Annotated in this window: 12 protein-coding genes; 8 read left to right on the top strand and 4 right to left on the bottom strand. The window is 50.8% G+C overall.

The features are described 5' to 3' along the window. Nucleotides 1-12: 12 nt before the first annotated feature. The 3 genes from VZT47_RS02625 to rpoC all read left to right on the top strand — a co-directional run bounded on the left by VZT47_RS02625 (nucleotide 13) and on the right by rpoC (nucleotide 11,992). Nucleotides 13-3,441: a pyruvate carboxylase gene (locus VZT47_RS02625; protein ID WP_330223430.1), complete on the top strand. Its 3,429-nt coding sequence runs from the start codon at nucleotides 13-15 to the stop codon at nucleotides 3,439-3,441. Nucleotides 3,442-3,956: 515 nt separating this feature from the next. After that, nucleotides 3,957-7,826 (top strand): DNA-directed RNA polymerase subunit beta, encoded by a 3,870-nt coding sequence (gene rpoB, locus VZT47_RS02620; protein ID WP_442877412.1) that lies wholly within the window; start codon nucleotides 3,957-3,959, stop codon nucleotides 7,824-7,826. 20 nt (nucleotides 7,827-7,846) lie between these two features. Continuing rightward, nucleotides 7,847-11,992, top strand: a complete 4,146-nt coding sequence (gene rpoC, locus VZT47_RS02615) for a DNA-directed RNA polymerase subunit beta' (protein WP_330223428.1) — start codon at nucleotides 7,847-7,849, stop codon at nucleotides 11,990-11,992. Here the strand turns inward: rpoC and VZT47_RS02610 are convergent. Then, nucleotides 11,937-12,554 carry a hypothetical protein gene (locus tag VZT47_RS02610; protein ID WP_330223427.1) on the bottom strand — a complete coding sequence of 206 codons (618 nt, stop codon included), beginning with the start codon at nucleotides 12,552-12,554 and terminating at the stop codon, nucleotides 11,937-11,939. The genes rpoC and VZT47_RS02610 overlap by 56 nt on opposite strands. A 205-nt stretch (nucleotides 12,555-12,759) precedes the next feature. Between VZT47_RS02610 and VZT47_RS02605 the strand changes: the two genes are divergently transcribed. From VZT47_RS02605 to VZT47_RS02585, 5 genes are all read left to right on the top strand, one after another. Then, on the top strand, nucleotides 12,760-13,542 hold the full coding sequence (locus VZT47_RS02605; RefSeq protein ID WP_330223426.1) for a hypothetical protein: 783 nt from the start codon (nucleotides 12,760-12,762) through the stop codon (nucleotides 13,540-13,542). Further along, nucleotides 13,542-14,315: a hypothetical protein gene (locus VZT47_RS02600; protein ID WP_330223425.1), complete on the top strand. Its 774-nt coding sequence runs from the start codon at nucleotides 13,542-13,544 to the stop codon at nucleotides 14,313-14,315. The genes VZT47_RS02605 and VZT47_RS02600 overlap by 1 nt, the downstream gene beginning before the upstream one ends. A gap of 336 nt (nucleotides 14,316-14,651) precedes the next feature. Continuing rightward, on the top strand, nucleotides 14,652-14,852 hold the full coding sequence (locus VZT47_RS02595) for a helix-turn-helix domain-containing protein (protein WP_330223424.1): 201 nt from the start codon (nucleotides 14,652-14,654) through the stop codon (nucleotides 14,850-14,852). Between the two features lie 373 nt (nucleotides 14,853-15,225). Beyond that, the gene (locus VZT47_RS02590) at nucleotides 15,226-18,969 is read left to right on the top strand and encodes a phosphoribosylformylglycinamidine synthase (protein ID WP_330223423.1); all 3,744 of its coding nucleotides are present in this window, start codon (nucleotides 15,226-15,228) and stop codon (nucleotides 18,967-18,969) included. Nucleotides 18,970-19,283: 314 nt separating this feature from the next. Continuing rightward, nucleotides 19,284-20,213: a YihY/virulence factor BrkB family protein gene (locus VZT47_RS02585; protein WP_330223422.1), complete on the top strand. Its 930-nt coding sequence runs from the start codon at nucleotides 19,284-19,286 to the stop codon at nucleotides 20,211-20,213. 230 nt (nucleotides 20,214-20,443) lie between these two features. Here VZT47_RS02585 and VZT47_RS02580 read toward each other — a convergent pair whose 3' ends face one another. The 3 genes from VZT47_RS02580 to panC all read right to left on the bottom strand — a co-directional run bounded on the left by VZT47_RS02580 (nucleotide 20,444) and on the right by panC (nucleotide 22,749). After that, complete coding sequence (locus VZT47_RS02580) at nucleotides 20,444-21,409, bottom strand: bile acid:sodium symporter family protein (protein ID WP_330223421.1); 966 nt, start codon at nucleotides 21,407-21,409, stop codon at nucleotides 20,444-20,446. A gap of 101 nt (nucleotides 21,410-21,510) precedes the next feature. Further along, nucleotides 21,511-21,894, bottom strand: coding sequence for an aspartate 1-decarboxylase (panD, locus tag VZT47_RS02575; protein ID WP_330223420.1), 384 nt, complete (start codon nucleotides 21,892-21,894; stop codon nucleotides 21,511-21,513). 3 nt (nucleotides 21,895-21,897) lie between these two features. After that, nucleotides 21,898-22,749, bottom strand: a complete 852-nt coding sequence (gene panC, locus VZT47_RS02570) for a pantoate--beta-alanine ligase (RefSeq protein ID WP_330223419.1) — start codon at nucleotides 22,747-22,749, stop codon at nucleotides 21,898-21,900. Between the last annotated feature and the right edge of the window lie 597 nt (nucleotides 22,750-23,346).

The following is a 23,346-nucleotide window of genomic DNA, read 5'->3' as shown; positions in this document are numbered from 1 at the left end:
AGGGAGGATTTTATGAAACACATCCGCAAGGTCCTTGTGGCCAACAGAGGCGAAATCGCCATCCGCATTTTTCGGGCCTGTAACGAAATGGGCATCCGCACCGTTGCCATTTATTCGAAGGAAGATATTCTTTCCCTTCACCGCAATAAAGCTGATGAAGCTTACCTGGTAGGGGCAGGGGATAAACCGGTCGATGCTTATCTGGATATCGAAGATATCATCCGCATCTGCAAGGAACATGATGTCGATGCCATTCATCCGGGCTACGGTTTCCTCGCTGAAAATGCAAAACTTGCCAGGCGCTGCGAAGAAGAGGGCATTACTTTCATCGGACCGAAAGTGGAACATCTCATCATGTTCGGCGACAAGGTCAATTCCCGTATCGCTGCGTCCAAAGCCGGCATTCCCATGATTCCCGGCACCAACGGGGCAGTGAAGAATTTCGAAGAAGTCAAAGCTTTTGCCGAAAAGAACGGCTTCCCGGTCATGATTAAAGCAGTCAACGGTGGCGGCGGACGAGGCATCAGAAATGTAGACCGCATGGAAGATCTCCGCGATGCCTATGACCGTGCAAAGTCCGAAGCCAAAATGGCCTTTGGCGATGAAGATCTGTATGTAGAAAAGTGCATCATGAATCCGAAGCACATCGAAGTGCAGATTATGGGGGATGAACATGGCAATGTGGTTCATCTTTTTGAACGTGACTGCTCCATTCAGCGCCGCCATCAGAAAGTCATAGAAATGGCTCCGGCCTGGTCTCTTCCTGTCGAACTCCGCCAGCGTATCTGTAATGCAGCTGTCAAACTGATGAAGCATGTTCATTATGTCAACGCCGGCACTGTCGAATTCCTGGTAGATCAGAATGAAAAGGATTTCTATTTCATCGAAGTCAATCCCCGTGTCCAGGTAGAACATACTGTTACCGAAATGATTACGGATGTGGATATCGTGAAGAGCCAGATTCTCATTGCGGAAGGCTATGCTCTGGACGGACCGGAAATCGCTATCGGCCAGCAGGATGAAATCTGGTACAAAGGTGTAGCTATCCAGTGCCGTATTACCACCGAAGATCCGCAGAACAATTTCATGCCGGATACCGGCAAGATTATTGCCTACCGCTCCGGCGGCGGCCCGGGCATCCGTCTCGATGCAGGTACGGCTTATACCGGCGCTGTCATTACTCCCTACTATGATTCCCTCCTCGTCAAGGTTACCGCTCATGCCCTTCATTCGAAAGACACCATCCACAAGATGCTCCGCTGTCTCGATGAATTCCGCATTTCCGGCGTAAAGACCAATATTTATTTCCTCCAGAATATGCTCCGCACAAGGGACTTCCAGGATGGTAAATGCGATGTGAATTACATCGACCGGAACCCCTGGCTTCTTCAGGAACCGGACCTCATTTCCGACCGCGGCACCAGGCTTCTTTCCTACATTGCCGACATCACGGTCAATGGTTATGCAGGCACCGGTCATCAGGATAAACCGGATTTTGTACCACTTCCCATCCTCGATGCGTCCAAGGAAGAAGCGCCAAAGGGCACCAAACAGCTCCTTGACGAAATGGGACCGGAAAAATTCTCCAAGTGGGTGATGGACCAGAAAGAGCTCATGTTCATGGATACCACCTATCGTGATGCCCATCAGTCCCTCCTGGCTACCCGTGTCAGAACCCATGATATCATGAACGCCATTCATTACACCGCCGTTCATGTACCGCAGCTCTTCTCCTTTGAAAACTGGGGCGGTGCTACTTTCGATGTGGCTTACCGATTCCTTGATGAATCTCCCTGGGATCGTCTCCGACAGATGAGAGAAGCGGCTCCGAATATCCTCTTCCAGATGCTTACCCGCGGTGCCAATACCGTTGGCTATACTAACTATCCGGAAAACGTGGTCCGTCACTTTATCGACCAGGCTGCTGACAATGGAATCGATGTATTCAGAATCTTCGACTGCCTGAACCAGCTTTCCCATATGACCGTTTCCATCGATGAAGTCAGAAAGAAAGGCAAACTGGCCGAAGCCTGCTTCTGCTATACCGGCGATATCGAAGATCCGAAACGCCAGAAATATTCCCTGAAATACTACACCGATCTGGCAAAGGAAATGGAAAAAGCCGGCGCCAATATCATCGCCATCAAAGATATGGCAGGCCTCCTGAAACCGGAAGCAGCCTATGACCTGATTTCCGCCCTCAAAGATGCCGTGAATCTTCCGATTCACCTGCACAGCCATGAAGGCGGCGGCTGCACACTTTATACGTATGCAAAAGCAGCTGAAGCAGGTGTGGATATTGTGGATGTGGCAACTTCTGCCTTCTCCAACGGTACCAGCCAGCCATCCATGACTGCCATGTACTATGCGCTCCAGAACAATCCGCGCCAGCCGAAACTGGATATCGAAGCCCTCGAAACCATCGACCGTTACTGGCAGGGCGTCCGTCCGTACTATGCGGGCGTAGATTCCAAAATGGCTTCCCCGAATACCACCCTGTACCAGCATGAAATGCCCGGCGGACAGTATTCCAATCTTCGCCAGCAGGCAACTGCCGTAGGCCTTGGCGATCAGTGGCCGGAAGTATGCCGTGTCTATGCAAAGGTCAATATGATGTTTGGCGATGTGATCAAAGTTACCCCGTCTTCCAAAGTCGTCGGTGATATGACCCTCTTCATGGTCCAGAATCACCTCACCGAAAAAGATATCTATGAAAAGGGTGAAACCCTGGACTTCCCGAAGTCCGTAGTGGAATTCTTTGACGGCAAACTGGGTGTTCCTTATGGCGGATTCCCGGAAAAGCTGCAGGAAATCATCCTGCGCGGCAGGAAGCCGAATCTGGAAAGCAAACCGGCCAATGTGGATTTCGAACAGGTGAAGATGGAAATGAAGGAAAAACATCTACCCACCAGGGAAGAAGACGTTTCCTCCTACTGCATCTATCCGAAGGTGTTCAGTGACTATATCGACCGGTATCATAAATACGGCGATCTCTCCATCCTCGATACCCCGACTTACTTCTTCGGCATGAAACCGGGCGAAGAAATCCGGGTCAATGTGGAACCGGGCAAGATGCTTCTTGTGAAACTGGACAACATCACCAAACCGGACGGCGAAGGCAACAGGGAAATCCAGTTCGAATTGAACGGTATGCCCCGTGAACTGAAAGTCCACGATAAGCATGTGGCTGAATCTGCCGTGACTTCCAGAAAGGCAGACAAAGATATCCCGGGCGAAGTAGGCGCAACCCTCTCCGGCTCCGTGGTTAAACTCCTGGCAGAAAAAGGCGCATCCGTGAAGAAAGGACAGCCCGTCATCGTTACCGAAGCCATGAAGATGGAAACCACCATCACTGCTCCGATTGATGGCATCGTTTCTGAAATTCACGTTAAAGCGGGCCAGAGAATCGAATCCGGCGATCTGCTCATGGTGATTGAATAATCCGTTCCCATGAAATAAAAAGGACATCCTCATTTGGGGGATGTCCTTTTTGCATCTTATGGAGCCGGCAGCCTGATGATTGTCCCGCTCCTTTATAAACCGATTGTTTCCATCCCGCTGCGGAAGGGGACGTGACCGTATGGGATGGCGGTGAAGTCTCTGCCCGGTTTTCGTACGCATTCCGGAGTATTGCAATTTGAAACAAACCGTGCTACAATACCGTGGAACAAAAAGGCCGTAAAAATCAAGAGAAATTTTTAACGCAAGAATATTTCTATAGCGGAAATAAAATATTTTATAAAAGAAAATATTGTGATTCTGATATTCAATATTTCTTTAATGGCAAAAAAGAAGAAACATTTGCAATCATCTTTTATCTGTAGTAAAATTGATTTTCGCAACGTTCCTTCTTTTATTTATTTATACAAAGTAAAGGGACTGAAAGAAAGAGGGGAGCCTCTTTCGGACGGTCGGTTTTTTATGAAAGGGTGAGGCGAGGAATGCCTAACAGCAAGATGTTCAGACCCGTGAAAGTTGGCCAGAAATACAGGTACACTTTTGCCAGATCACAGGAAGTTCTGAAAATGCCGCATTTGCTTGATCTGCAGACGAAATCCTACGAATGGTTCTGCAAGGAAGGGCTGAAAGACGTATTGGCAGATATTTCCCCTATTGAAGACAGTGCACACAAATGGGCACTTCATTTTGGCGAATATCATTTCAGTGAACCGAATTTCGACATTGAAAAGTGCAAAGTAAAAGACGTCAACTATTCAGCAAAGCTCTATGTACAGGTACGTCTGGAAAACAAGGAAACCGGCGAACTGAAGGAACATGATGAATTCATGGGCGACTTCCCGATTATGACGGATACCGGCACATTCATCATCAATGGTGCTGAACGTGTCATCGTCTCCCAGCTGGTCCGTTCCCCGGGTGTGTACTACAAGAAGGAAAAGGATGCCTTCGACAAGGAAATTTACAGCGCCCAGCTGATCCCGAACCGCGGCGCCTGGATCGAACTGGAATCGGATCCTTCCGGCATTGTTTCCGTCCGTATCGACCGCAACCGCAAAATGCCGGTGACCGTCCTCATCCGTGCCCTGGGGTATTCTTCCAATGAAGAAATCCTTGACCTTTTCGATCATGATATCCATATCGAGGAAACCCTGAAGAAGGATAACACTACGGACAGAAAGTCCGCTCTCATTGAAATCTACCACAAACTCCGCCCGGGTGAACCGGCTACCGAAGAAAGTGGTACCACCCTCCTCAATAATTTCTTCTATGACCCGCGCCGGTATGATCTGGCAAAAGTAGGCCGTTACAAGCTGAACAAAAAACTGGCCTGGAAGAACCGTCTCCGCGGCCACAGGACAGAAGGCCCCATCGTCAATCAGGAAACCGGTGAAATCGTCATTGAAGGCAACAGCATCATCGATGAGGAAGCCATCCGGAAGATTGAAGAAAGCGGGGTATTCTCCTCCTTCGATCAGGTAGAAGTGATGACCCAGAAGGAAGACGGCACCCCGGTCAAAGTCATCTGCTCTTCCGGCAACCGGGAAGATAATTACAGAGTCCTCGAACGGTGCGATATTATTGCCTGCATCGATTACCTGCTGAACATGATGCAGGGCTATGGCAAGAGCGATGATATCGATCATCTCGGAAACCGCCGTGTACGCTGCGTTGGTGAACTTCTCCAGAATCAGTTCCGCATCGGCCTGACCCGTATGGAACGTGTAGTTCGTGAAAGAATGACCACTTCCGATCAGGACAAGATGACTCCCCAGGCCCTTATCAATATCCGCCCGGTAACGGCAGCTATCAAGGAATTCTTCGGTTCCTCCCAGCTGTCCCAGTTCATGGACCAGACAAACCCGCTGGCAGAACTGACTCATAAACGCCGTCTGTCCGCCCTCGGCCCCGGTGGCCTTTCCCGTGAACGCGCAGGGTTCGAAGTCCGCGACGTTCATTATTCCCATTATGGCCGTATGTGCCCGGTAGAAACTCCTGAAGGTCCGAACATTGGCCTGATTTCCTCCCTGTCCAACTACGGTATCGTCAATAAATACGGCCTCATCGAGACCCCATACCGTCTGATAAACAAAGAGACCCACGCAGTTAGCGACGAATGCAGATATGTAACCGCTGATATTGAAGAAGATAAAATCATTGCCCAGGCATCTGAACCGCTGGATGCAGACGGCCATTTCATTCATAAGAACGTGGCAAGCCGCCGCGGTGCCGATGTATTGGAAGCAGAACCTGAGGAAGTAGATCTCATGGACGTATCCCCGAAACAGGTCGTTTCCATCGGTACATCCCTGATTCCATTCCTCGAACATGATGATACGAACCGTGCCCTCATGGGTGCAAACATGCAGCGCCAGGCTGTACCTCTTCTCCGTCCGGAAGCTCCGCTCGTCGGGACCGGTATGGAATGGGTTGCCGGCCAGGACTCCGGTGTCTGCATTCTTGCAAAGAGAGGCGGGGTCGTAGAACATGTCAATGGCAGCCAGATTCTCGTCCGCGCAGATAACGGTGAACTGGATACCTATAACATCATCAAATTCCAGCGCTCCAACTCGTCCACCTGTATCAACCAGCGCCCCATTGTATTCAATGGCGACCGTGTAGAAGCGGGGGATACCCTGGCCGACGGCATGGGTACCGATCAGGGTGAACTGGCTCTGGGCCATAATGTGCTCGTTGCCTTTGTATCCTGGGAAGGGTATAACCACGAAGACGCCGTTCTGATTTCCGAACGCCTCTGCAAAGATGACCTGTATACCTCTATCCATATTGAACAATATGACTGCGATGCCCGCGATACCAAGCTCGGCATGGAAGAAATCACCCGTGAACTTCCTTCCGTTTCCGATGAAGCCAAGAAATATCTGAACGAAGACGGCATCATCATGATCGGCGCCGATGTAAGACCGGGGGATATCCTGGTCGGCAAGGTTACCCCGAAGGGCGAAACCGAACTGACTCCGGAAGAACGGCTTCTCCGTGCCATCTTCGGCGACAAGGAAAGAGAAGTCCGCGATACATCCCTCCGCGTACCCCATGGTGAATTCGGTAAAGTCGTGGATGTCAGACAGTTCAACAGCGGCACTGATGAACTGCCTCCGGGCGTAAAACGTCTGGTCCGCGTCTCCATCGCACAGAAGAGAAAAATCCGTGAAGGCGACAAGATGGCCGGTCGTCACGGAAACAAGTGCGTATGCTCCAGAATCCTTCCCGTAGAAGATATGCCATTTACCCCGGACGGCCGTCCGGTAGATCTGGTACTGAATCCTCTGGGCGTACCATCCCGAATGAATATCGGTCAGATTCTGGAAATCCATCTTTCCTGGGCCTGCCACATGCTGGGCGAAGAAATCCGCGAAGCACTGAAGGATCCGGTCAAATATGAAGAAATGAAGCAGCGTCTCATCGACTGCGGCTATGATTTTGACAAATACGGCATGCCCCAGCCTACCGAATCCGGTATCCATATCGCAACCCCGGTATTCGACGGCTGCCGCGATGAAGATCTGGCTGCCATGCTGAAGGCGGCAAATCTTCCTGCCAATGCGAAGACCGACCTCTATGATGGCCGTACCGGTGAAAAACTGGACAATCAGGTCACCATCGGCTGGAAATACATGCTGAAACTCCATCACCTCGTTGATGATAAGATTCATGCCCGTTCCACCGGTCCATACTCCCTCGTTACCCAGCAGCCTCTGGGCGGCAAGGCACAGTTTGGTGGCCAGCGTTTCGGCGAAATGGAAGTCTGGGCGCTGGAAGCTTACGGCGCTGCCTACACCCTGCAGGAAATCCTGACCGTGAAATCCGATGATGTCATCGGCCGTGTCAAGGCTTACGAAAAGATCGTCAAAGGCGAAAATATCCCGAGCCCGGGCGTTCCGGAATCCTTCAAAGTACTGATGAAGGAACTTCAGTCCATCGGCCTCGATGTCCGTATCCTCAATGAAAACGGAGACGAAGTGGTGCTCCGCGAACTGGATGAAAGTGACCTGGAACAGGGCTACGGCGGAGGAAATGGCTGGCGCCGTGCCGAAAACCATGACCTGACGGACGAAGAAAAAGCAGCCAGAGACAAAGCCTGGGATGAAGTAGAACAAGCAGAAGCCGAGAAGAAGAGAGCCATGGACGAAATGATTAAGGACATGGAAGGTACTTCTGCCGTGAATGCTTCCCGTTCTGCCATGGAAACATCCATGAACGGTGGAGAAGAAGAAGGCACTGACGATGTAGCTTCCTTCAATGATACCCTGGAAGCAGAAGTCAATGCTCCCACGGATGAGGAAGCCGGCTTTGCCGAAGAAGATTTAAATGATGAAATGAGCCATTATGATGGCTCTGATGACTGACCGGAAAGGAGAACGCTCAATTGTTAGATGTAAACGAATTTGATACCATGAAAATCGGCATCGCCTCTCCGGAAAAGATCCTTGAATGGTCTCATGGCGAGGTCACAAAGCCGGAAACGATCAACTACAGAACCCTGAAGGCTGAAACCGACGGCCTTTTCTGTGAAAAGATTTTCGGACCGACAAAAGACTGGGAATGCAAATGCGGCAAGTATAAAAAGATGCGTTACAGAGGCACTGTCTGCGATAAGTGCGGTGTTGAAGTCACCTCTTCCAAAGTACGTCGTGAACGGATGGGCCACATCCAGCTCGCCTGCCCGGTTTCCCATATCTGGTATTTCAAGGGCACCCCGTCCCGTATCGGCCTGATTCTTGAAATTTCTCCCAGACAGCTGGAAAGAGTTCTCTATTTCGCAGCCTACATCGTCATTGACCCGGGAGACACAAACCTCTCCAAGAAACAGGTCCTGAACGAACAGGAATACCAGGACGCCGTTAAAACCTATGGTAAAGGTTCCTTCAAAGCACAGATGGGTGCCGAAGCCATCCAGAAACTCCTTCGTGAACTGGATCTGAAAGAACTGGAAGCAGCCCTCAAGAAAGAAATCGAAGAAGGCAGCGGCCAGCGCAAAGTGAAATGCATCCGCCGTCTGGAAGAAGTAGAAGCCTTCCTTCATTCCGGAAACAAACCGGAATGGATGATCCTCACTATCCTTCCGGTCATTCCTCCGGATCTTCGTCCGATGGTCCAGCTCGATGGCGGCCGTTTCGCCACCTCCGACCTGAATGATCTCTATCGCCGTGTAATCAATAGAAATAACCGCCTGAAGAGACTGATGGAACTGGGCGCTCCGGAAATCATCATCAGAAACGAAAAACGCATGCTTCAGGAAGCTGTCGATGCGCTCATCGATAATGGCCGCCGGGGCAGGGCCGTTTCCGGACCGGGCAACCGTCCGCTGAAGTCCCTCTCTGATATGCTGAAAGGCAAACAGGGCCGTTTCCGTCAGAACCTTCTCGGTAAACGTGTCGATTACTCCGGCCGTTCCGTAATCGTTGTCGGTCCTGAACTGAAAATGTACCAGTGCGGCCTGCCGAAGGAAATGGCCATCGAACTCTTCAAGCCCTTCATCATGCATGAACTGATTGATAGACACATTGCTAGCAACCTGAAGGCAGCACGCAAGAAAGTCGATAAACTGGCTCCGGAAGTATGGGATGTCCTGGGCGACGTCATCAAAGAACACCCGGTACTCCTGAACCGTGCGCCGACTCTGCACAGACTGGGCATCCAGGCCTTCGAACCAATCCTGTGGGAAGGCCGCGCCATCAAACTGCATCCGCTCGTATGCCCGGGGTACAACGCAGACTTCGATGGGGATCAGATGGCCTGCCATCTGCCCCTTTCCGTAGAAGCGCAGTCGGAAGCAAGAACCCTCATGCTTTCCATCAACAACATCCTTTCCACCAAGGATGGCAAGCCGGTGGCTATTCCCTCCCAGGATATGATCCTCGGCTCCTACTACCTGACCATCGTGGAAACGAAGAACGATGCCAAAGTTGACTTCACTGATGAAGAAAAGAAAGCAAAACCGGGCCAGAAATTCGACCCCATGAAGGAATGGAAAAAGGCAGAAGACGAAATGGATTCCTCCCGTCTCCATGCCTACACCGGCTATGACGAAGTCATGCTGGCCTATGCGCTCCATGAAATCCGGATCCATGATTTCATCAAAGTACGGATTCCGAAAGAAGACCGCCCTGATGGATTTAATGAAGATGACAAAGACCTTGTCATCACAACACCGGGCCGCCTGATTTTCAACTACGCGATCCCGAGAGAACTCCGCTTCTTCTACAAACGCCATGAAAAGAGAGTCGGCGAAGATGGAAATACCTATGAAGTCGTCAATAACGGCCTCGGTATCACCATCGGCAAGAAACAGATGGGCAAACTTGTCAATGACTGCTTCAAGAAACTGGGCTTCAAAGCGACCGGTGACCTCCTTGACTCCGTCAAAGCCCTCGGATTCCATTACGCTCTCGTTTCCGGTATTTCCATCGGTATTTACGATGTCGCTGTACCGCCTGAAAAGAACAGACTCCTGGCAGAAGGCGATGCCCAGGTAGAAAGCATTAAGAAATCCTACCGCCGCGGTTTCATGACCGATAATGAAAGATACAGAAGAGTCGTCGACGTATGGTCCAGAAAGACCGATGAAGTGGGCGCAGCCATGAAGAGCTCCATGGTGAAATTCAACCCGCTGACCATGATGGCCCAGTCCGGTGCCCGTGGTAATGATAACCAGATCCGCCAGCTGGCCGGCATGCGCGGCCTGATTGCCGATACCTCCGGCAAGACCGTAGAACTGCCGGTTAAGGCAAACTTCCGTGAAGGCCTGACCGTCCTCGATTACTTCACCTCTTCCCACGGTGCCCGCAAAGGTCTGGCTGATACCGCACTTCGTACGGCAGACTCCGGTTACCTGACCCGCAGGCTGGTCGATGTATCCCAGGATGTCATCGTCCGCGAAGAAGACTGCGATGTACAGGTCCTGAACTTTGACCGTGAACAGAGCATCATCGCTTCCCAGCCGGAAGTAAGAAATAAGATTTTCAGCCTGAAACCGAAACTCCTCGGCGCAGTTCTCGATGAAGATGTCATTGACCGCAGAAACGGGGATATCCTCCTCGTCAAAGGCAAAACCCTGGATGCAGATGATGTGACCCTTCTCAATCATCACCTGGTAGAATCCGTCACGGTCATCATTCCATCTGCTGAAGGTACTGAAGAAGAAAAGCCGCAGACCTTTGACCTCGGCACTTCCGATGCAGTGAGAGAATACAACCGCGCTATGCGCCATCACCTGACCGTTCATTTCGCCGGCAAAAAGCTGGAAGACGATGCCATTGACCGTCAGGGCCATGTCATTCTCCCGGCCGGTACCGTAATCGATACCGAAACAGCAGAAACCCTGCTTTCCGCAGACATTCCGGTTATTCATGTCCGCATGGATGAAATGGAAGGCGTGGAAGTTTCCAAGATTGAAGAAAGCGGCCAGCCCATCGAATCCCTGGCAGACCGTATCGCAGGACGCTGCCCGCTGGAAGATGTAATCGACAAGGAAACCGGTGAAGTCATCGCGAAGAAGAATGAAGAAATCACCGATGACCAGGCGGAAAGAATCGGAAAACAGTATGAAACACTGAAGGTCCGTTCCATCCTGACCTGCCATTCCTCCCACGGCGTCTGCGCTAAATGCTATGGCAGAAACCTGGCAACCGGCCGTCATGTAGAAATCGGCGAAGCAGTCGGCATCATTGCCGCACAGTCCATCGGTGAACCGGGTACCCAGCTGACCATGCGTACCTTCCATACCGGCGGCGTAGCATCGGCAGAAGATATTACCCAGGGTCTTCCACGTGTCGAAGAATTGTTTGAAGCGCGTAAACCAAAGGGCAATGCCATTATTTCCAGAATTGCCGGTACTGTCTCCATCACCACGGCAGAAGACAATCCGAATGTCAAGATCATCACCATTACCAATGATGAGGAATCGGAAAGCGAAAAGATTCCGGTAGCCAAGAAGATTTCCGTCACTGACGGCCAGCATATCGAAGCCGGCGTCCGTCTCTTCGAAGGCAGTATCAATCCTCACGATATCCTGGATGTCCTCGGTGTACAGGCTACCCAGAACTACATCGTAAAAGAAGTCCAGAAAGTTTACCGCAGCCAGGGCGTTGAAATCAATGATAAACACATTGAAATCATTGTTCACCAGATGCTTCGCAAGATCAAGATCACCGAACCGGGCGACTCCGGCTGGCTCCCTGGTGAAACCGTGGATATCGTCGCATTCCGCGCTGTCAATGAAAGACTTGAAGATGAAGGCAGAAAGAAAGCCGGCGGCGAAAACCTGCTCCTTGGTACAACCAAGGCAGCCCTCGCTACGGATTCCTTCCTCTCCGCTGCATCCTTCCAGGAAACCACCCGCGTTCTTACCGAAGCCGCTATCAAAGGCAAGGAAGATCCGCTGCTCGGCCTGAAAGAAAACGTCATCATCGGCAAATTGATTCCGGCCGGCACCGGCCTCAGCCGTTATCGCAAACTCAATGTAGTTCATAACGGTCAGCCCGCTGCCCAGCCTGCAGAAGAAGCTGAATAAACCAATAAAAAACATCGGACAGAGTCCGATGTTTTTTATTTTTCCCGAAAGCCACAGGAATCGCACCGCTCTGAGAGGTCAGGACATGTCGGATCCGGCACCGTCGGATTCCGGGGAGGATTTTTCCCTTTACCGGGGGATTCATGCACGAAAAAAAGGCAGTGATTCGTGGAATCACTGCCTTTTGGACAGCAGAAAGCCCCCCACTTTCCGGAGGAATGACAGGAACCGGAGCTTCGCATAGCGGCTCAAACGGTGCAGAAATCGTTAGCTTATACGTATGCGTTGCCGTGATACAACGTTGGTGGCAGAAGCAGAGGTTTTGTGAATCCGGAAATATTTGGGGGATTTTCTGTTTTGTGTTTAAAAAATATAGGAAATAATGAAGCTGCGCAGCAGGGAAAGAATTTACATGTAAGCTTTCCATCTGCCCATCCTTCCCGGGCTGCAGGATGGAATCAGGTGGAAGGCTTTGGCCTTTTCCTTTCTCTGTACATATAGTAGCAAAAAACGCGATTTGTATCATTAGACTTTCATTAGAAATAGCTTCTTCGCCATTCATGGAAATAGGGCCCCTTTTCAGAAGTGGATTTCCTGCCGGACTGCGAAAGGAAGTCCTCATAAGCAGAACACCGGGCCGGAAGATTCCGGAAGGCGGAAACGGAGGAAAGGAAGCCTTCCGGGGACCGGAAATCTTTCACTTGAGAATTTTCCCAAACTTCAATACAATAAAAGAAACTGCTTCAATTTTTAAGGAAGGAGTTCCCATGTTTCATACAGTTCGAAATATCACGCTGGCCCTGTCCCTTATTCTGGGCGGGACAGGAATGGCACAGGCTGAAGACCTTTCCATTGAAGGCCTTGGTACGATTCCCTTCGGGCAGCGGGTTTCCGTCACCGACGGAGGGCATACGGCGATTAACCGGTTTTTCATCGAAGGGTCCCATCGCGAGGGCTATGGCAAATCCGCCGCAGCTGCCATGTGGGCCATTCTTACCGTGCCACCGGGCATGAACCTCCATCCTGAGAAACCTCCTTATCCCTATGATTCCCTCCATATTTACCAGCTGAAGAAGGCAAAGGTGGACGGCCTCTATACGGCGTCCCTCTTTGTCATCAAAGGGACGGAAGAAGATTTCTTCCATGAAGGGAGGAAAAAGGCCAGGGAATTCTGGCGGAGCGCTTTCAGGGAAGATGCGGAGCGGCCCACCTCTCTCTTCGGCCTTCCCAAAATCCAGATTTCCGAATTCCAGAGTCTCATTGATCATGTGATGGAAGAAAAAGGCGGAAAAGGGCATGTGCGGATTCAGGAATTTACACCCTGGCGCGCCTATAAAGGAGATGACGGGACCTATCACTGGGCCCAGGAGGTGCGGGTGGTCATGACCAATGAAAAAGGTCTTTCCTTCCCTATGTGGATTTATTCCGCTCTCTTCAAAGAAGGGGATACCTATTTCCTGCTCATGACGAATGGCAGCCATGCCACCGCCAGGGAAATGGAACCGATCCTGATCTATGGATTTTACAGTCTGAAAAGGAGTGAAAGCTGATGAAAAAAATCACATCCCTCCTTCTTGCTCTTTCCCTTCTGGCAGGGCAGGCGGCCATGGCTTATGACATTCAGGTCCTGGCAGATCAGAACCTGCCGGAGCGGTTTACCTACAAAGATATTCCCGGTACCGAAAAGATTCCTTTCGCAGGAGGAGAAGTGTCCTACCAGATGGGCCAGCTGGCAGTCAATCTGAACAGCGCTAAGAAATTTTCTTCCGGCTACATTGTTCGCACCCGTGTTCCTGCGCAGTCCACGGAATCCATGATGTCTTTCTTCGGAATGAATTTGGGGGAAGAGCAGTGGAAAGTCCTCTCTGATCTGAACCGCGCCTTCCTGGATCCGGAATCAAAAATCCGGAAAGAAATGGAAAAGACCATGCTGGGCCTGGCCGTGAATGCCGTGGGGCCTCTGGCAGAAAAAAATGTGAAGGTAGACATATCAGGGGAAGAACCGCTCCGGCGGCTCACTGCCAATGAAGCCTATGTCCTGACCGCCGGCGCCCGGGTTGTTTATGATGAGGAAGGACTCATCCTTCCGATGTACACCAGGGCCTATCTTTTCCCCTCTTCCGACAGGAAATACCTGGAAATCCTCATGCTTTTCACACCCGATGAAGGAAAAGGTCCGCTGGTCTATGCCATCGATGATCTGGCCAAAGCAGCGGCAAAAGAAGAACTTCTGGGAACGGAAGGCTACAAAGACCTGGGAGAAATCCTGGGAGATGCTCAGAAAAAAGGAGCCGAAAAAGAAATGGAGTCCCACGGGAAGTAAGAAGCCCGGCCATCAGGAATTTAAGATAAAGTATCCGGTTAATCGGCAGAACCGACTAACCGGTTTTTTATTGAAAAATTTTTGAAATATTTTTTTATTATGACAGATGTTGTCACAGGCGGGTGGTATGCTGTTTCTGTAAGATGGAAAGGAGGGGGCAGGATTCATGGTTGTGGAAAAGGGGAATCCATGAAAAGAATTACATTGATCATTTCCCTGACATTACTTTTTATCTCCCTGAAGAGCCTCAACAGGGCAGAGACAGGCCTCTCCGGAGGACTCCGGCGTAGATCGGGAACCGGAAAAAGTGAGTAAAATCGCAGGCAAAGGAGGACTATGATTATAGATGATGTCATGACAATCGTAGAAGCGGCAGTGCGGTGGCATGTTTCACCCAATACCCTGAAATCCGCCTGCCGGGGGCAGAAAGGCTACCCGCCCCGGTTTTCGAAAGAAGAATGCCGTCAGTCGGGAAGGGTCTGGCTCATCACCAGGGCAGGCATGGAAAGGCTTTACGGGAAAGAAGCAGGGAAATAAGTGTGTAGGGCGTGGAAGGATTCTCTCAGAGGAGAGAATCCTTTTTAGTGGAATATTTCCCTCCCGGCCGCAGGGATATTGGATGCTTGAGGCTTTTTATGGGATCGAAAACAGCTTTTTTAACACCTGGTCATTCCTGGTATCCCGAGTAGATTTTTTAAAATATCCAATGTTATTTCACTGATGGCTGACATCTGATGAGCAGCAAACCCGAATAGCGAATGACAATTCCAAAATTCTGGCCGGTCCAATCCCTACTTTTTTATCGCAGGCGGGCGGCCCTTTGTGGTAATATAATAATGTATAACCATGAACATTTTCGCTGTTTCTTGAGCATTGCGGGATTTGCCCGCGAGGGGAAGGAGTGTTGAAAGTGTCTGATATCAGACGTTTGTACGTAAGAAAGAAAGAAGGTTTCCGCCAGGGAGAGGAAAGCCTGACCAGTCAGCTCCGCGAGGTGCTGGGGGATCGCATTTCCGATTCTGCCATTTACCATCGCTATGATGTGGACGGCCTCACCGATGAAGATTATGAAAAGGCCGTAGCCACCGTTTTCTCTGAACCGCCGGTAGACAGCATCACTACGGAATGTCCGAAAGGGAATCTGGTGCTGGGGGTGGAATTCCTGCCGGGCCAGTATGACCAGAGAGCCGATTCTGCCGAACAGTGCCTGGCCATTGTGACAGGAAAAGATGGCGCCAGAGTGCGCTGTGCCCTTGTTTATGTTTTCAATGGCCATTTTGCGGATGGAGACCGGGAGAAAATCCTGAAATTCCTCGTAAACCCGGTGGAATCAAGAGAAGCATCCCTGGCTCCGGCAGATACCCTTGATCTTCCCATTGAAGAACCAAAACCGGTTCCTGCAGTGGAAGGCCTTACAAAACTTGATGACAAAGGCATTGATGACCTCATCCAATCCATGGGACTTGCCATGAGTCATGACGATCTCGCCATGATCCGTGACTATTTCCGGGATGAAGAAAAGAGAGATCCTACTGTCACCGAAGTTAAAGTGCTCGATACTTACTGGTCCGATCACTGCCGCCATACCACTTTTTCCACGAAACTCACCGATATCGGCGTGGAAGAAGGTACCTACAGCGCGCCCATTGCGAAAGCACTTGATGAATATAAAGAAACGAGAATCCATATTTACGGCAAAGATATAAAACGCCCCGTGACCCTTATGGATATGGCCACCGCAGCGGTCAAAGCCCTCCGGAAAGAAGGGAAACTCGAAAATCTCGACCAGTCCGAAGAAATCAATGCCTGTACCATCAAAGTCAAAGTGGATACGGAAGAAGGAATGCAGGATTGGCTCCTCCTCTTCAAGAATGAAACCCACAACCATCCGACGGAAATCGAACCCTTCGGCGGGGCAGCCACCTGTCTGGGCGGATGCATCCGGGATCCCCTTTCCGGCCGTTCCTATGTATATCAGGCCATGCGCGTCACCGGCGCCGGAGATCCGAGGACTCCGCTTTCCGAGACGCTCCCGGGCAAACTTCCCCAGCGGAAGATCACCATTGAGGCGGCCAAAGGGTACAGCTCCTATGGAAACCAGATTGGCCTTGCCACCGGCGAAGTCAAGGAATATTACCATCCCGGATTTGTGGCAAAGCGCATGGAAATCGGCGCATTGGTTGCCGGAGCCCCGGAAGATCATGTCATCCGTTTAACTCCGGAGCCGGGAGATGTAGTCATTCTGGTAGGCGGGCGGACCGGCCGTGACGGAATGGGCGGGGCTACGGGATCTTCCAAGGAACTGAATACGGAATCCATCGAAACCTGCGGTGCTGAAGTACAGAAGGGCAATCCTCTGACAGAACGGAAAATCCAGTGCCTTTTCCGTAGGGGAGAAGTGACCCGTCTCATCAAACGGTGCAATGATTTCGGCGCCGGCGGCGTATCCGTGGCTGTCGGAGAATTGACAGACGGTCTCGATATCAATCTGGATAAAGTACCAAAGAAATATGAAGGTCTCGACGGCACGGAACTGGCTATTTCCGAATCCCAGGAACGAATGGCCGTGGTTGTCAGAAAAGCAGATGCAGACCGGTTCATCAAATATGCGGCAGAAGAAAATCTGGAAGCTACCGTCATTGCCAATGTAACCGATACAAAACGACTCATCATGAAATGGAGAGGGACTCCCATTGTCGATATTTCCAGAGCCTTCCTCGATACAAACGGTGCCCAGCAGGTGAAATCCGCCTATATCGCAAAGCCTGATGAAGCCGGCTATTTCCATCCGGCAGCCATCAAATCGGTGAAAGAAACCTGGCTCAAATTCATGGGAGACCTCAATAACTGCTCCCAGCAGGGACTTTCCGAACGGTTCGACTCCACCGTCGGAGCAGGCACTGTACTCATGCCCTTTGGCGGCGCTTATCAGAAAACACCGACCGACGGCATGGTGGCCAAGTTCCCGGTGAGAAAGGGAGAAACAGACAGCGCTTCTTTCATGACTCACGGTTATGATCCGGCACTGGCCACCTGGTCTCCTTTCCATGGGGCTGTCTATGCCGTCCTCCTCTCGGTGACCCGTCTGGTATCCCTGGGGGCGGACTGGAGAAAAGCTTATCTGACGCTCCAGGAATATTTCGAAAAACTCACCGACAAAAAGAGCTGGGGCAAACCGGCCGCAGCTCTCCTGGGGGCATTCCATATGCAGGAAGCCCTGGGACTTGGCGCCATTGGCGGCAAGGATTCCATGAGTGGTACTTTCAATGATATTCATGTCCCGCCGACCCTTGTTTCCTTTGCCGTAGCTCCGGGCAAAGCTTCTGAAGCCGTAAGCCAGGAACTGAAGAAAGAAGGAGATGCCCTCGTCCTCTTCGGAATGCCGAAAGATAAAGAAGGCATGCCAAACCTGGACGTATTTAAAGCCCATGCCGATTTCCTCTATAAAGAAGTACAGGCAGGCCATATTGCAGCCATGAAAGCCGTAGATCATGGCGGAGTTGCAGGAACCCTGGCTAAAATGGCCTTCGGCAACAAACTGGGCGTGAAACTCACTGAAAATCTGCCGCTCCCGAAGTTCTTCGGAAATTTCTATGGTGCCATCATCGTGGAAACGACGCCGGAACTGGCAGCAGAATTTACAAAACAGCCTCATACAAAGCTTCTTGGCACCGTAGGCGGAGATACCATGGAAGCCTATGGCGAAACCATTGCCCTCTCCGATCTCCTCAAAGCCTATGAAGCACCGCTGGATCCCATTTTCCCGCGCCGCGCCAAAGGGAGCGATGAAAAAGTACCGGATCTTCCGGACAAGACATTCCATCCGGTCTTCTACGTCCATACGAATATCTCAAGACCGAGAGTTTTCATCCCCACCATGCCGGGAACCAACTGCGAAGTGGACAGCGCCCGGGCCTTTGAAAGGGCAGGGGCCGTATCCGATGTATTTATCTTCAGAAACAGGGATTCAAAAGAACTCAAAGAAGCAGTGGAAGAAATGGCAGAACGGATCCGCCATGCCCAGATCGTCATGTTCCCCGGCGGCTTCTCTGCAGGCGACGAACCGGACGGAAGCGGCAAATTCATCGCAGCGGTCTTCCGGAATGATGCGCTGAAGAATGCCATGGAAAAACTGCTCCATGAAAGGGATGGCCTCGCCCTTGGCATCTGCAACGGTTTCCAGGCACTCATCAAACTGGGTCTCGTACCCTACGGTGAATTCAAGCCTCTGACCGATGATGCGCCGACTTTGACTTTCAATACCATCGGACGCCATCTTTCCCGTTATGTCACCACGAAAGTGGTTTCCACGAAATCTCCCTGGCTTTCCCTCTGCAAACCGGGAGATCTCTACAGCATTGCCATCAGCCATGGCGAAGGCCGTTTCATCGCCTCCGACGAACAGATCAAAGCCCTTGCCGAAAATGGACAGATTGCCACCCAGTACACGGATCTTTCCGGAAATGCCACCTATGACAGCCGGTACAATCCGAACGGCTCCTGCTGGTCCATCGAAGGCATTACCTCCCCGGATGGAAGAGTTCTGGGCAAGATGGGTCACACCGAAAGACGGGGCACCAATATTGCCAAAAATATTTCCGGAAATAAATACCAGCCCCTCATCGAAGCCGGTGTGAAGTATTTCCGGGGCTGATTCACTTGCGACAGGAAAGGCTCAGTGGCTTTTATCGTAATCGTGATTCGTGAAGGGTTAGTTTCTTTCGGATACCAATTTTATGAAAAGGCCCTTCGGGCCTGAGCCTTTGGCTTTTGAGTGACGATTAGATCATTTTCCTCATTATTTCAAAAATAAAACCCATCAGGTTCAGGTTGAATCTGATGGGTTTTATTTTTTCGTTTGGGGCGCTTCCATACCTGATGCGCACCACCTTCACTTATCACTAAACAGAAGTGCTGACAGCTGACGGCTATTTTATCCATTGGCCAACAGCTTCGAAAAAAGGTATAATGAATTTATTAAGAGAAAGTACGAAGGGAGGAAAGGCCATGACCATAGAGGACTTCTATCCGAAGGAAACGGACGGGACGAAAATGTTCTTCCTCAAGCGTTTCTTCCAGCGGTTCAATGATGACAATGTGACGGCGCTGGCGGCGGAATCCACCTATTACTTCATCCTGGGTCTCGTTCCTTTCATGATTTTCATGGTAAATGCCATCCTTTTCTTTGCGGCGCCCCAGATGAACCTGATCCTGCGCCTTTTGACCTACCTTCCTGCCGACGTGGCGAAGACCATGGAAGAGAATATCATCCGCATTCTTCAGGCCCGGAGCTCCATCTGGCTGATCGTCGGCCTTGCCGGTGCCCTCTGGACCTCTTCCCAGGGCGTGGATACCCTCATCCGTGCCATGGATGAAGCCTTCCTTGGAGACCGGAACCGGCAGTCCTACCTCATGGTCAATGCGAAATCCATCATTTTCACCCTTTTCATTTCCTTTGCCATGATCCTCTCCCTCGGGCTCATCGTCTTTGGAAATGCCGTGGTCTATGCCATTGCCTACTATTTCAAAGTGCCTGCCCTTTTCCTGGATTTATGGACCATCGCGAAATTTGCCATTCCTTTCAGCATCGTCGCCCTGTCCCTGGGCTTCTTCTACCAGTATGCGCCCGACGGGAAAAGATCGAACTGGAAACGGGTCCTCGCAGCCTCTTTCTTTGTCACCCTCATCTGGCTCGGCCTCACCGCGGCTTACGGGTACTATATCCTTCATATTTCCTCCATGGGCATTACTTATGGCTCCCTCATCGGTTTGATTGTCCTCTTCATCTGGTTCCGCCTGGCTGCCATGGTCATTATCGCTGGGGGAGAAATCATTGTGACCTGGAATGAGACGGCAGAACGAAGAGACAAGTATCTGGGAGTTGAAAAAGCGGAATGAACCGCTGCTCGTAAAAGTGCCTGCATAAGGGCACTTTTTATATTGGCGGAAGAGGGATTGAGAATCAGGAATCGGGGATTGGGGCAGGTGGGGAAGGGGATGAGAAGGCTGCAATTTCATATTTCCTCATCAAAAAAAGCCTTTCAGAATTGACAGCGTCTGAAAGGCTTTTTTATTAGTTTGTCAGCTGCTATGAGATAACTGATAACTAAGAACCAAAAACTAAAATCTTACTTCGCAGCTTCACCGGCAAGGGACTTGTTATCCTGTTCTTCTTCTTCATCCCGGCCTACACACCAGGAAGCAAAGAGAGAACCGGACACATTGTGCCATACGGAGAAGATAGCGCCTGCGATACCGCCGGCAGCTGTAAAATACATGAGGGCGAGCGTCGAAGCAAGGCCGGAATTCTGCATGCCTACTTCGATGGACATGGCGCGGATCTGGGATTTGTTCATGCCGAATTTCTTTGCGCAGAAGTAGCCGAGAATCATACCGAAGAGGTTATGAAGGATAACGACTGCCAGAATGATGAGACCGTTATCAATAATCGTATGACCGGAAAGGGATACGACACAGCCTACGGTGAAAATGATGACCAGGGCAGAAAGGAGTGGGGTCACAGTAGTGACTTTGGCAACCTGTTTCGGGAAGAAATAGTTGAAGCCGACACCGATTAAGAGTGGCAGGAGAACCATTTTCACGATGGACATCATCATGGAAGTAAAGGAAATATCAACCCAGGCACCGGCAATGAGCCAGATGAGGAATGGGGTGACGAAGGGAGCCAGAATCGTATTCACCATGGTCATGGAAACGGAAAGAGCTACGTCAGCATGGGCAATGTAGGAAATCACATTGGATGCCGTACCTCCGGGGCAGCAGCCGACTAAAACAACTCCGATGGCGATAGCCGGTGGAAGGGCAAAAAGTTTAATCAGGATGTAGGCCAGAGCCGGCATGATGATGAACTGGAGAAGAGTCCCCAGCGCCACATTCTTGGGCTGCTTGAAAACATTTTTGAAATCTTTCGGGGTGAGGCTCATACCCATGCCGAACATGATGACACCCAGCATAATCGGAATGTATTTGGCCAGCGGTTTCAGGACGCTCGGGAAAAATACGCTGAAGATACCGATCAGCACGACGCCGACGGACATATATTTCGTACAGAAACGGACGATTTTTTGTAACATGTGAAAGCTCCTTAGATGGAAAAGGGCAGGGGAAGGAGGAATTTCGGATTCCCTTTCCCGACCCGGAATTTCAGGGATGGAGTTCTGCAATGATGATGGAATCAGCCGATTTCTCTTTCTTTTTCATGGCTTCTAACCTTCATGGGACGGTTGTGTTCGTCCAGCATGACGACTTTTGGCTGAAGAGCACGGGCTTCTTTTTCATCCATCTGGGCATAGGCCATAATGATGACGATATCTCCGACTGCGGTGCAGCGGGCAGCTGCCCCGTTAAGGCAGACTACGCCGCTTCCCCGTTTGCCGGGAATGGTATAGGTTTCCAGACGGGCGCCATTATTGTTATTGGTGATCTGTACCAGTTCACCGGGAAGAATGCCTGCGGCATCCAGAAGATCTTCATCAATGGTGATGCTTCCCATGTAATTCAGATTGGCTTCCGTCACAGTTGCCCTGTGAAGTTTTCCATGCATCATTGTGTAAGTCATTGCTTATGCCTCCAGTACTACGTTATCGATGAGTCTTGTCTTGCCAAATTTGACGGCCAAGGCCAGGAGCGCTTTGCCTTCGATGGTTTCGCCCATTTCGGTGAGGCCCGGCATGCCGTACATTTCTACATAGTCGATGTCGCTCATCGGTTCCGTCCTGATTTCTGCGATGACCTGGTCGATGAGTTTCTGTTTGTTTCTTTCGCCTGCTTCAAAAGCTTCTTTGGCATGCTTCAGGGAGCGGGAGAGGACGAGGGCTGCCTTGTGTTCTTCGGCAGAGAGGTAAACGTTTCTGGAGCTCTTTGCCAGGCCGTCAGCTTCGCGGACAATCGGGCAGATGCGGAGTTCAAGATTCATGAAAAGGTCTTCTACCATGCGCTGGAGGACCTGTGTCTGCTGGGCATCTTTCAGTCCGTAGTAAGCGCGGTCACATTCCGTGAGGTTGAAGAATTTCGTGCAGACAGTGGCAACGCCTCTGAAATGAATCGGGCGGGTTCTTCCACAGAGAACTTTGGTAATCGGTCCTTCCACTTCGACCCAGGTCGGATCCTTGTGAGGATACATTTCTTCCGGAGCTGGGTTGAAGAGGAAATCAGCGCCGGCAGATTCAGCTACTTTGGCATCGGCTTCGAGGGTTCTCGGGTACTTGGCATAGTCTTCGTTCGGTCCGAACTGGGTGGGGTTGACGAATACCGTAGTAATGACGATATCGTTTTCAGCCCTTGCAGCCTTGATCAGGGAAGCATGACCTTCATGAAGGGCTCCCATGGTGGTTACGAGGCCGATGGATTTGCCTTCCTTCTTGCACTGGTGAACGAATTCTTTCAGTTCGCTGATCTTGTGAGCAATAATCATTTTTTGACATCCTTTCCTGGGAAATCAGCTTTCCCTACTGCTTTTCTGCAACAACGGGACAGGATTTCAATATAAAAGACGCACTCCAAAGAGAATGCGTCAATGCCTGCTTTGCCACATGGTGACCAAACAAAAAGGGCATCCGAAAGATGCCCGTATTTTTGAAATCGCTGCATTCGTCTCGGTTATTACAATCCAAGCGATATGAATTTGTCGGAGACATCTGCGGTCCGATTTCCTCCCTGACCCGCTGCAGCTCCGAGACGGTTACTGCGCAGATGCCCGGGAAATTTTCCCTTGAAGCGAGGAATCCTCATCATTTTAAGCTCCCACCGGGATACCCATATGAATTGGACGCCTCATGCCATCCAAGGGAAAGAATAACGCGGCGGGAACTTTTTGTCAAGGCATTTATTAAAAGTTTCTAAATTTTCTTTCGAAACGAAGCTATTGATCCGGAAACTTTTGAATCGGGGCCTCGGGAGTCATTTCGGGAGTGTCGGGGAACTCGGGAAGGTGGCCGCCTTCGGCTGCAAATTTTTTAAAATATAAAAGGGCGCCTTGTATTGTTTAAGGCGCCCACCATCACGAAGAACG

Origin of the sequence: Dialister sp. (assembly GCF_036343215.1) — a bacterium.
Classification (GTDB): Bacteria; Bacillota; Negativicutes; order Veillonellales; family Dialisteraceae; genus Dialister.
The sequence above is the reverse complement of the archived record's forward strand: the minus strand, read 5'-3'. Positions and strand labels throughout refer to the sequence as shown.